The organism is Massilia sp. 05N420 (assembly GCF_056397205.1).
On record NZ_JBFTMX010000073.1, the window covers coordinates 1 to 11,540 of the forward strand.

Sequence of the window (11,540 nt, forward strand, 5' to 3'; positions counted from 1 at the left end):
GAATAGCGCCACTGGCGCTATTCCGCCTGCGCGGGAACGACGGTAGTGAGTGCGGGGACGACGGCCTGGCTAATCAAGCGACGCGCTTGACCGCATCACCCGCATGAAATCCCGCCAACAGCTCAGCCTCCTTGCGCTTGGCCGCAGCCAGGTTCCGCTCCTTCACATGGCCGAAGCCGCGGATGTCTTCCGGGATGCTGGCGATCGCCACGGCCTGGGCCAGGTTCTCGGCAGTCAGCTTCGGCAGCAGGGCCTCGACGGTGCGGCGGTATTCCTGGATGAGGGCGCGCTCCATCTTGCGCTCCTCGGTGTAGCCGAACACGTCGAAAGCGGTGCCGCGCAGGCCTTTCAATTTCGCCAGCACGCCGAACGCCTTCATCATCCACGGACCGAATTCCTGCTTCATCAGATGGCCCTGCTTGTCCTTCTTCGCCAGCAGCGGCGGCGCCAGGTGGAACTTCAGTTTCACGTCGCCTTCGAACATGGCGCCGATCTTCTGCATGAAGGCCGGGTCGGTGTACAGGCGCGCGACTTCGTACTCGTCCTTGTAAGCCATCAGCTTGTGCAGGTAGCGCGCCACGGCTTCGCTCAGGCGGGTGCCTTTRCCAATCTTCGCTTCGGCGGCAAGGACCTGGTCCACGAAGGCCTTGTACTGAGCGGCATACGAAGCGTTCTGGTAGGCGCTCAAGAGTTCGACGCGGCGCTTGACGATGTCCTCGAGCGACTGGCTGCGCTTGAACTCGATCACCTTGGCCGGGGTCGTCAGCCTGGTGACGGAGGCCAGGTCGTGGGCGGCGGTACGGCCCCAGTTGAAGGCGGCCTTGTTGAACGGGATCGACACGCCGTTCAGTTCGATCGCCTTCATGATCGAAGCTTCCTGCAGCGGCACCTGGCCCTTCTGGAAGGCATAGCCGAGCATGAACATATTGGTGGCGATGGCATCGCCCATCAGCGCGGTGGCGATCTGGCCGGCGTCGACGAAATCGACGTTGTCCTTGCCGCAAGCCTGGACGATGGCGCCTTTCGAGCCTTCGGCCGGGAACTGCCAGTCCGGGTTCTTGATGAAGGCCGCGGTGGTGGCGCCGCTGTTGTTGACGAAGGCGCGGGTGCGGCCTTCTCCCATGCGCGACAGGGCGTCGCGGCTGGCGGTGACGATCTGGTCGCAGCCGATCACCAGGTCCGCGCTGCCGGTGCCGACGCGGGTCGAGTGCAGGTCGGACTGCTTATCGGCCAGGCGCACGTGCGACATCACCGGACCACCCTTCTGGGCCAGGCCGCTCATGTCCAGCACCAGCGCACCCTTGCCCTCGACGTGGGCGGCGACAGCCAGGATCTGGCCGACCGTCACCACGCCGGTGCCGCCGATGCCGGTCACCAGGATACCGAAGGGGGCCAATGTCGCCGGGATGCGCGGCGCGGGCAATGCCGGCGGCGTCGCCTCGGCGGACGAGGCCTTCTTCGGTTTCTTCAGGCCGCCACCTTCGACGGTGACAAAGCTCGGGCAGAAACCGGTGACGCAAGAAAAATCCTTGTTGCACGAGGACTGGTTGATCTGACGCTTGCGGCCCAGTTCCGTTTCCAGCGGCTCGACCGACAGGCAGTTCGACTGCTTCGAGCAGTCGCCGCAGCCTTCGCAGACGGCTTCGTTGATCACGGCGCGCTTGGCCGGGTCGGGGAATTCGCCCTTCTTGCGACGCCGGCGTTTTTCGGAGGCGCAGGTCTGGTCGTAGATCATCGCGCTCACGCCGCTCATCTCGCGCAGTTCGCGCTGCACGTCCATCAGCTCCGCGCGGTGACGCACGGTGACGCCTTCGGCCCAGGGGTAATCCGCCGGGTATTTTTCCGGCTCGTCGGTGACGACGATGATGGGATTGACGCCTTCGGCGGCCAGCTGGCGGCTGATCTTGGCCGGATCCAGCGGACCGTCGTGGGTCTGGCCGCCGGTCATCGCGACCGCGTCGTTATAGAGGATCTTGTAGGTGATGTTGACCTTGGCCGCGACCGAGGCGCGGATCGCCAGCACGCCCGAGTGGAAATAGGTGCCATCGCCCAGGTTGGCGAACACGTGCTTTTCATCCGTGAACGGGGCCTGGCCGATCCAGGTCGTGCCTTCCGCGCCCATCTGCGTGAAGGTCGAGGTCTCGCGGTCCATCCACAAGACCATGTAGTGGCAGCCGATGCCGGCCAGGGCGCGCGAACCTTCCGGCACCTTGGTCGAGCTGTTGTGCGGGCAGCCCGAGCAGAAGAAGGGAATGCGGTCGGTTTCCGGATTGGCCTTCACCGGAATCGCCTTCAGCACGGCTTCCTTGGCTTCCAGGTAGGCGATGCGCTGGGCGACCCGCTCGGCCACTGGATGGCCGGCGCAGTAGTGGCCAATGCGCGAAGCGATGGCGCGCGCGATCTGGGCCGGGTTCAGCTCGTAGGTGCCCGGCAGCAGCCAGTCGCCCTGGCCGGAGCGGTTCTTGATATCCCATTCGCCGCTGTCGTCGAACTTGCCGACCACGCGCGGACGCTCGCCGTCCGGCAGGTTGTACAGCTCTTCCTTCAGCGCGTACTCCAGCACCTGGCGCTTTTCTTCGACCACGATGATCTCGTCCAGGCCTTGCGCGAACTCGTGCACGCCGACGGAATCCAGCGGCCAGGTCATGCCGACTTTATAGACGCGCAGGCCGATGTCTGCCGCCGCCTGCTCGTCGATGCCGAGGTCGGCCAGGGCCTGGCGGGTATCCAGGTAGCTCTTGCCGGCGGTGATGATGCCGATCTTCGGCTTCGGGCTGTCCCAGACGATCTGGTTCAGCTTGTTGGCACGCGCATAGGCCAGCGCCGCGTACCACTTGTAATTGTTCATCCGCACTTCCTGGTCCAGCACGGCGTCCGGCCAGCGGATGTTCAGGCCGCCTGGCGGCATCTCGAAATCGCTCGGGATCACGGGCTGCACGCGGTCCGGATCGAGGTCGACCACGGCGCCGGATTCGATGATGTCGGTCACGCACTTCATCGATACCCACAGGCCGCTGTAGCGGCTCATCGCCCAGGCATGCAGGCCATAGTCGATGTATTCCTGGACGGACGAGGGGAACAGCACCGGCATGCCGACGTGGTGCAGGATGTGGTCGGACTGGTGGGCGGTCGAGGAGGATTTGGCCGCGTGGTCGTCGCCGGCCAGCACCAGCACGCCACCATGCCTGGCGGAGCCGGCGTTGTTGCCGTGCTTGAAGACGTCGCCGCAGCGGTCCACGCCCGGGCCCTTGCCGTACCACATGGCGAACACGCCGTCGTACTTGGCGTTTTCAAACAGATTGGTCTGTTGGGTGCCCCAGACGGCGGTCGCCGCCAGGTCTTCGTTCATGCCCGGGTGGAAGTGAACGTTATGCGCCTGCAGGTGCTTCTTCGCCTTCATGGCGGTCTGGTCGACCGCGGTGACGGGCGAGCCGCGGTAGCCGGTGATGTAGCCGGCAGTGTTCAGGCCGTCTTTGAGGTCGCGCTCGTGCTGCAGCATCGGCAGGCGGATCAGTGCCTGGGTGCCGGTCATGAAGGCGCGGCCGCGTTCGAGCGTCCATTTGTCGTCCAGCGTGATCTCGTGGGCAGGCGACGGCTGCGCCGGCTCCAGCTGGGAGCGGTCCAGGGGTGCGTTCATTGTGTCTCCGTTGTAATCTTTTATGCGCGCGGCCAGTTCACGCTGGCCACTTCGGTCTGTCTGCGAGTATAGGCCTGAGCGCTCGCCATAAAATTTCAATCAATTCCCCCCGCCGAGTGATTTGCGCAATAAAATTGCGGAACATCCGAAGACCAAGGGAAATTCATGTCAAAGATCGAGCTGGATAAAACCGATCGGAAGATTCTTGCCATTCTGCAAGCCGATGGCCGCTTGTCGAACCAGGACGTGGCCGAGCGCGTGAACCTGTCGCCATCGCCTTGCCTGCGCCGCATCAAGCGGCTCGAGGAGGCCGGCGTGATCCGACAGTACGTGGCCCTGCTCGATGCCGACAAGCTGGGCCTGGGCCTGCTGGCCTATGTGAACGTGCGCCTGGAAAAGCACGCCGAGGGCGCGCCGAACGCACGCGTGCCGGCGACCTCGCCGCGCTTCGAATTCGCCCAGGCCGTGTCGACCTGGCCGGAAGTGGTGGATTGCTATGCGATGACGGGAGAGATGGATTTCCTGCTGCGCGTCCACGTGGAAGACATGGAGCATTTCTCGCGCTTCATGATGGCAACGCTGCTGCGCCACCCGGCGGTGCTGGACGTGAAGTCCAGCTTTGCGCTGCAGAAGATCAAGGAAACGACGGCGCTGCCCATCGTTTAGAGCGCCTATTTTTTAGGCGACAGCCACTTCAAGGCGGCGCGTGTATTCCGCTTGACCGCATAGTCGATCTTCGCCACCTGCTCTTCCAGCGCCTCGGCCAGCACGCTCGAGGGGCTGGGCGGCGGCAGGTGCAGGTGGGCGTCCGCCTCGCCATATTCCCGCTTGATTTCCATGCCGGCCTTCTTGGCGATGTGCATCATGGTGCGGTTCGAGGACAGGCACTGCATGTACAGGGTGTCGACGTCCGAATTACGGCAATGCATGGCGGCGCGCTCGAACAGCCGCGTGCCGACGCCCTGCCCGCGCGCCGATGCCGACACCGAGACCCCGAACTCGGCCACTTTTTCCTTGTCGGTGTAATTGATGCTGTCCGGATGCGCCTCGCGCGAGATGAAGGCCAGGTGGCCGACGCCGGCCAGCTGGAACATGCGGTTGACCACGCCAAACACGATGTCTTTCGAGAAATCGATCTTGTTGACGTAGGCAATGACCTGCTCGTCCCGCAGCATGCTGCCGAAGCGCAGCAGGCGGTCGTTGCTGTCGAGGGCGAGGAAATGCCGCAGCACGCGACGATGGTCGCGCTTGCTCAAGGCCTTGACCAGTACCGGCTGGCGGCCGTGTTTGCCGGTCAGGTTGCTGAGCCAGCGGCGTAGGGGGTTATCCTGCATCGTTTATTCGTTTTTGTGCACTGCACCAATCGTCATTGTAACGGATTGGCTGAGTAGACTGCTGCGGAGGATTTGTAAGGTGCGGCGACGGAGCTAATCGTCCAGTGCCGCCTGCACCGCCCCCACCCGCGCCGCGTGCACAGCCGCCGGAATCCCCGCCTTGTTCTCCGCGCAGCGCCCGGCAATCTCCCCGGCGTTCACCCCGCGCGCCGCCTCCAGGGCCTTCAGCAGGCGCGGTGCGTGCGTCTCATGGCCGGGCGCCGCGCATTCGGCGGCCAGCAGCATCTGGGCAAAGCGCTCCGGCTTGCGGAAGCCGTCGCTGCGTTCGAACAGGCTGACGACGGCTTCCGGGTCCAGGGACGGTGCGCGGCCAATGATGTCCCGCTCGCGCGCCGTCATGACGGCCAGGTCGCGGCAGTCGACGGGCACGCGCAGGCGCTTGCAAATGTCGGGAATCTCCTTGCCGAGGCCGTGCATCAGGACGGCAAAACGCACCGGCAGCTCGAGTCCGCGTCCGGCGGCGTGGTCGATGGCCTGCATCAGCGGCGTATCGGCATCGAGCTCCGGCAGGATGCGGGACAAAGCGCCGCAGTCGCCCAGCACGGCGAACATGCGCGAGGGCTTCTGCTCCATCAACCCGCGCGAGAGTTCCTGCCACACACGTTCCGGCACCAGGGCATCGACCTCGCCTTCCTCGACCATCCTGCGCATCAGCGCATTGGTGGCCTCGGCCACGCGGAATGCCGGGAAGCGCGCGGCAAAGCGGGCCAGTCTCAGGATCCGCACCGGGTCTTCGGCGAAGGCCTCCGACACGTGGCGGAAGATGCGGTTTTCCAGGTCCTGGCGGCCGCCATAGGGGTCGACGATGCTGCCGTCCGCGGCGCGCGCCATCGCGTTGATGGTCAGGTCGCGCCGGATCAGGTCGTCTTCCAGCCTGACGTCGGGCGAGGTGTGGAAGACGAAGCCGTGGTAACCGGGCGCCGTCTTGCGCTCGGTGCGGGCCAGCGCGTATTCCTCGTGCGTGTCGGGGTGCAGGAAGACGGGGAAATCCTTGCCGACCGGACGGAAGCCTTGCGCCACCATCTGCTCGGGCGTGGCGCCGACCACGACCCAGTCGTGGTCCTGCACCGGCAGCCCCAGCAGTTCATCGCGCACCGCGCCGCCGACGACATAGGCCTGCATCGTCGTCAAGCCAGTCACTCCGGCAGCTCGTCTTCGTGGACGGCGGCGATTTCCGTTTCCGCCATCGCTTCCTCGACCCAGCGCGCCACCGCCGGATGGGCCAGCATGCGGTCGCAATAGGCCTGCAGGGCAGGCGCCAGCGCCACGCCGTAGGTCTTGAAGCGCATCACCACCGGCGCGTAGAAGGCGTCGGCGATGGAGAAATCGCCGAACAGGAAGCGGTGGTGGCCGAAGCGCGCCAGGCACTCTTCCCAGATCTCGCAGATGCGGCCGATGTCGGCCTGGGTGCCCGGCGTGCGGCCGCGGCCCGGCAGGCGCGCCTTGATGCTCATCGACATCGAGGTGCGCAGGTCGGCAAAGCCCGAATGCATCTCGGCGGCCACCGAACGCGCCATCGCGCGCGCCGCCACGTCCTGCGGCCACAGGTGCTTATCGGGGAACTGCTCGGCCAGGTATTCGCAGATGGCGAGGCTGTCCCAGATCGTCATCTCGCCGGCCAGCAGCACGGGAACGCGGCCGGCGTGCGAAAAGCGCGCGATGTTGGCGGCGGTGTCCGGCTGGTCGAGCAGCACGCGGACTTCGGTGAACGGGATCCCGGCCGCGACCGCCGCCACCCAGGGGCGCATCGACCACGACGAATAGTTCTTGTTGCCGATGACGAGGGTCAGGCCGGCCTGGCGCGCCTGGTCGAGGGTCTGAGAAAGCGTGGGATCGAGTTCGATGGTCTGCATGGTCTCTTTCTATTTCGGATGGGGGTGTTCCGTGTGAGCATGTCGCGCCCGGGAGCGCAGCTCGTCGAGTTGTCCGGTGGGCGCCAGGTAGGACGGCGCGACGGACTCGAGCGCCGTGAGCTTGATTCCGAGCGCCTCCGCTGTCAAGACCTGATGGGACGGATTGACAACATTATCGACTTTCATGGAATCCAGGTTGTCGCGGGTGATCAGCGGCGTGCCGGGCAGGAGCTCGAAGAAGCCGGCCTGCAGCCGCGCCAGGGCGTCGGGCAGCCTGAGCACCGGGCGCGGATGGCCGGACCAGTGCCCGGCCAGCCTGACCAGCTCGGCCAGGGTATAGATGCCGGGACCGCCCAGCTCGCAGGTCTGCCTGCGGGTGGCGTCGTCGAACAGGGCGCGCACATAGGCTTCGGCGACGTCGCCGACGTACACCGGCTGGAAGCGCGCATCGGCACCTGCCAGCGGCACCACCGGCAGGTGGCGCTGCAGGCGCGCGAACATGTTCATGAAATTGTCGCCCGGGCCGAACACCACCGAGGGACGGAAGATGGTCGCCGCCACGCCCGCTTCGCTGGCGGCCGCCAGTTCGCCGTCGGCCTTCGAACGCTGGTACATCGAGGGGCCGTCGCGGGCCGCGCCCAGCGCGCTCATGTGCAGCAGGCGCGGCACGCCCGCGGCGGCGCAGGCACTGGCGATGCGGCGCGGCAGCTCGACGTGGACGTGGCGGAACTGCGGCCCGTAGGGCATGCCCTGGCGCGAATGCAGGATGCCGACCAGATTGATGACGGCATCGCGGCCCGTTACCAGGCGCCGCAGGACGGCATCGTCGTGAATATCCGCCTGGACGATGTCGACGCCCGGCAGCGGCATCAGGTGCATGGCATGCGCTTCGTGGCGGGTCGGCACCACGATGCTCATGTCGTGCTCGGCCAGCCGCGCTGCGAGATGGCTGCCGATGAATCCTGTTCCTCCGAACAACACTACCGACAGATCGCGCATGGCAATCTCCTAAGGCAGGCCGATCATGGCAAGCCCATGCTACCACCACGCGGCATGATCGTCCCCAGGCGGGCCTTGAGCGACTGTGGACGTTTCTCGAACAGTGCGGCGTAGTTCGTTGCGTTCGACATCACGTTGCGCACGTAGTTGCGCGTTTCCTCGAAAGGAATGGTTTCGACGAACACCGCCCCTTCCATCGGCGCGTTCAGCAGGCCGCGCCAGGCGCGGGTGCGGCCGGGGCCGGCGTTGTACGACGCGGTGGCCAGTACCTGCGAGCCTTCCGCATGGTTCAGCACCATGTTCAGGTAATTGGTGCCGAGCAGGATGTTGGTGCGGATATCGCTCAGCATGCCATGGCCGTAATCGGTCATGCCGATCTTCTCGGCCACCCACTTGCCGGTCGAGGGCATCACCTGCATCAGGCCGGAGGCGCCGACGCCGGACTGGGCATCGGAGATGAAGCGCGATTCCTGGCGGATCAGGCCGTAGACCCAGGCCTGGTCCAGGCCCAGCCCCTGCGCGGTGGGTTGCAGGATGTCGTCGTGCGGGGCCGGGAAGCGCTGGGTATAGTCGAACTCGGTGCGGGTGCGCTCCGAGGTGTTCACCATGCGGTCCAGGATCTCGTTCTGGCGCGCGTACTCGGCCGCGACCAGCAGCTGGCGGTCGGAAAAGTCGCGCAGCGCCCAGTTCCACTCGCGCGTGCCTTCGAAGCGCAGGCGCATGCCGAAGAATTTCAGGGCGCGCCTGAAGCCGGGATTGGCGGCCATCTGCGCCAGCTCGGCCGCGGTGGGCGCGATTGGTCCCACTGCGCTGGGCGGGATCGTGATCTGCTGGCCGATTTCCTCGAGCGCGAGTTGCCCATAAAAACTGTTCTGGTCGGCGATGCGGCGGAACAGCGCCTGCGCATCCTCCTTGCGGCCCTGGGCCAGGTCGGCGCGGCCGCGCCAGTAGACCCAGGCCGGCTCGGCGCGCTGCTCGGCCGGCATGGCGTCGATGGTCGCCTTCACAATCTTCCAGTCGCCGCGGCGCAGCGCGATCCTGGTCTTCCACTCGGCCTGGAATTCCGACAGGGGCGCGCCGGCGGCGCGCTGCCAATAATCGTAGGCTTCCGGCGCCAGCACCAGCGAAGCGGCCAGGGCGATGTTCGACCAGCCGATCGCCTTTTCCTCGGCGGACAATTTGGACGCGTTCTTGTTCAGGGCGACCGTGGCCAGCTTGAGGCTGGTGCGCGCCATGCGGCCGACCGCGACCAGGTAGATTTCGTGATCGGCGCGGCTGCTGCCGATGCCGCGCGCCATCGCCAGTGCCGGCACGTCGACCGCCTGGGCGGCACGGGTGTCGGAGGCGCCCAGCAGCAGCGCGGTGCGGCGCGAGGGGCCGGTGGCGTGCATCTCGCCGGCCAGGCGCAGCTGGGCCAGCAGGTCCGCCTGCGTGAACTGGCCGGACTGCGCCAGCTGGGCGACCAGGGCGGCGCAGGCTTCGCCGTACAGCGGCGGATTGTCGAGCAGGGCGCGCGCCTCGCCGGCCACGTTCTGGCCTTTCACGGCGCGCGACAGCAGCGCATAGCACTTGACCTGGTAGTCGTCGTTCTTCACGAACAGCGGCAGTTCGCGGTCGAAATTGACCCAGTCGCGCTTGCGGCCGAGTTCCAGCAGCCAGTCGTTGCGCAGGCGGTCGGCAATGGCGCTGCCCTCGTAATGCTTCAGGAAATCCAGGACTTCCTCGTTCGATGCGTCCTTCAGACGCGGTTTGAGCCGATAATAGTCGACATACGAGGGAATTGCGTAGTTGGGCAGGCGCGCCGCCAGCTCGGCGGCCTTGCCCGCATCGTTCTGGCGCGCGGCCTCGCGCAATTGCAGGAAAATGGCATCCTGCTCGCGGGCGGCGTCGGTCGCAGCCTGCGGCAGCGCGGCCACGGGAGCGATCGCGGGTGCGGCGGATACAGCAGGTGCGGCGGCAGGCGGCGGAGCCGTTTGGGCGGACGCCGTCGCGAACGACAGCAGGGTCGTGGCGGCAACACTTGCGCCGGCTAACAATTTCAAAAGAAACATCAAACCAACCTTAATGTACGCTTCATTTAACTCATGACCGGCGAATCAAGAATAACACGCTCCCTCTCGAGCTTGCCAGATGACGCCTCAAGCGTGGCGGGCGACAGCCAGGCGGCAAAGGCGGCGCTGCGCAAGGCGCTCAAGACTGCACGTGGGGCGCTCGACCCGGCAATCAAGGTCCAATGGGACGCACACATCGGCGCCCAGGTGATTGCCTGGTGGCGCCTGCGCCAGATCGATACCCTCGGGGTGTATTGGCCGCTGGCCGGCGAGCCCGACCTGCGCGCAGCCTATGCGGAGCTGGCGCTGGCCGGCGTGCGCCTGGCCCTGCCCGTGGTGATGGAACGCAACGCCCCCCTCACGTTCACGGAGTGGACGCCGGGCGAGCCGATGATCGCGGACGAGATGGGCGTCGCGGTGCCGGCCCAGCTGCGCTTCATCGAGCGTCCCCCTGCCCTCTTGATTCCCTGCCTGGGCTTCAATGCCGACGCTTACCGGCTGGGCTATGGCGGCGGCTACTACGACCGCACCCTGGAATTGCCGCCGCGCCCGCGCACCTTGGGCATTGCCTACAGCAACCAGGAAGCGCAGTTCGGCCATGCGCCGCACGACGTGCCGCTGGACGTGATCGTCACCGAGATCAGCAAGGTGACCTAAAGAAAATGCCCGCGGCCTTGCGGCGCGCGGGCATGCGATCGGCGGCAAGGATCAGGCCGCCGTCTGCGTTCCCTGCAGTCGCTGCCAGATGGCGGTGGTGGCCACCGCCTGGTTCATGCTGTAGAAGTGCAGGCCGGGCGCGCCGCCCGCCAGCAGGCGTTCGCACAGCTGGCTGACCACGTCCAGGCCGAAGGCCTTGATCGAGGCGCTGTCGTCGCCGAAGCTGGCCAGCTTCAGGCGGATCCAGCGCGGGATCTCGGCGCCGCACATATCCGAGAAACGCATCAGCTGGGTAAAGTTGGTGATCGGCATGATGCCGGCCACGACCGGGATGTCCAGGCCCATCTTCTGCGCGTTGTCGACGAACTGGAAATAGGCGTCGGCGTTGTAGAAGTACTGGGTGATGGCCGCATTGGCGCCGGCCTGCACCTTGCGGGCGAAGGCTTGCAGGTCGTCCTGCGGCGAGCGCGCCTGCGGATGCATCTCCGGATAGGCGGCGACTTCGATGTGGAACCAGTCGCCGGTCTCGGCACGGATGAACTCGACCAGGTCGCTGGCATAGCGCAGCTCGCCGGCGCCGCCATAACCGCTCGGCAAGTCGCCGCGCAGGGCGACCAGGCGGCGGATGCCGTGCGACTGGAACTCGCGCAGGATGGTGCGGATCGATTCGCGGGTGCCGCCGACACAGGACAGGTGGGGCGCCGCGGCGTGGCCTTCGGACTGGATCTCGAGCACGGTGTCGAGCGTGCCCTGCTGGGTGCTGCCGCCGGCGCCGAAGGTCACCGAAAAGTATTTCGGCTGCAGCGCCGCCAGATTCTGGCGCGCCGCGCGCAGTTTTTCCGCGCCCTCGGGAGTCTTGGGCGGGAAAAACTCGATGCTGATATTAGGGGTTTCCATCTTTATTCAGGAGTAAGGTAGAAAGCGCCCACGAAATCACGCTGTACAGGAT

Annotated in this window: 9 protein-coding genes; 2 read left to right on the forward strand and 7 right to left on the reverse strand. The window is 66.1% G+C overall.

Translation table 11 applies throughout. From position 1 onward, the window contains the following. Positions 1-73: 73 nt before the first annotated feature. Positions 74-3,637: an indolepyruvate ferredoxin oxidoreductase family protein gene (locus tag AC1DIX_RS26745; protein WP_442124481.1), complete on the reverse strand. Its 3,564-nt coding sequence runs from the start codon at positions 3,635-3,637 to the stop codon at positions 74-76. 165 nt (positions 3,638-3,802) lie between these two features. Here AC1DIX_RS26745 and AC1DIX_RS26750 point away from each other — a divergent pair, with 165 nt between their 5' ends. Beyond that, positions 3,803-4,303: an Lrp/AsnC family transcriptional regulator gene (locus tag AC1DIX_RS26750; RefSeq protein ID WP_442124480.1), complete on the forward strand. Its 501-nt coding sequence runs from the start codon at positions 3,803-3,805 to the stop codon at positions 4,301-4,303. Positions 4,304-4,308: 5 nt separating this feature from the next. Here the strand turns inward: AC1DIX_RS26750 and AC1DIX_RS26755 are convergent, their stop codons facing one another. From AC1DIX_RS26755 to AC1DIX_RS26775, 5 genes are all read right to left on the reverse strand, one after another. Then, positions 4,309-4,971 carry a GNAT family N-acetyltransferase gene (locus AC1DIX_RS26755; protein WP_477328297.1) on the reverse strand — a complete coding sequence of 221 codons (663 nt, stop codon included), beginning with the start codon at positions 4,969-4,971 and terminating at the stop codon, positions 4,309-4,311. A gap of 93 nt (positions 4,972-5,064) precedes the next feature. Beyond that, on the reverse strand, positions 5,065-6,153 hold the full coding sequence (locus AC1DIX_RS26760; RefSeq protein WP_442124503.1) for a tRNA nucleotidyltransferase/poly(A) polymerase-related protein: 1,089 nt from the start codon (positions 6,151-6,153) through the stop codon (positions 5,065-5,067). Between the two features lie 14 nt (positions 6,154-6,167). Beyond that, positions 6,168-6,884: a glutathione S-transferase family protein gene (locus AC1DIX_RS26765; RefSeq protein WP_442124478.1), complete on the reverse strand. Its 717-nt coding sequence runs from the start codon at positions 6,882-6,884 to the stop codon at positions 6,168-6,170. A gap of 9 nt (positions 6,885-6,893) precedes the next feature. Continuing rightward, the gene (locus AC1DIX_RS26770; RefSeq protein WP_477328298.1) at positions 6,894-7,883 is read right to left on the reverse strand and encodes a complex I NDUFA9 subunit family protein; all 990 of its coding nucleotides are present in this window, start codon (positions 7,881-7,883) and stop codon (positions 6,894-6,896) included. A 23-nt stretch (positions 7,884-7,906) separates the two neighbouring features. Continuing rightward, positions 7,907-9,934, reverse strand: a complete 2,028-nt coding sequence (locus AC1DIX_RS26775) for a lytic transglycosylase domain-containing protein (protein ID WP_477328299.1) — start codon at positions 9,932-9,934, stop codon at positions 7,907-7,909. Positions 9,935-10,027: 93 nt separating this feature from the next. Between AC1DIX_RS26775 and AC1DIX_RS26780 the strand changes: the two genes are divergently transcribed. Then, a complete protein-coding gene (locus AC1DIX_RS26780) occupies positions 10,028-10,591 on the forward strand; it encodes a 5-formyltetrahydrofolate cyclo-ligase (RefSeq protein WP_442124475.1) in 564 nt (187 codons plus the stop codon). Positions 10,592-10,642: 51 nt separating this feature from the next. Here AC1DIX_RS26780 and metF read toward each other — a convergent pair whose 3' ends face one another. Beyond that, positions 10,643-11,488: a methylenetetrahydrofolate reductase [NAD(P)H] gene (gene metF / locus AC1DIX_RS26785; protein ID WP_477328300.1), complete on the reverse strand. Its 846-nt coding sequence runs from the start codon at positions 11,486-11,488 to the stop codon at positions 10,643-10,645. Positions 11,489-11,540 lie beyond the last annotated feature (52 nt).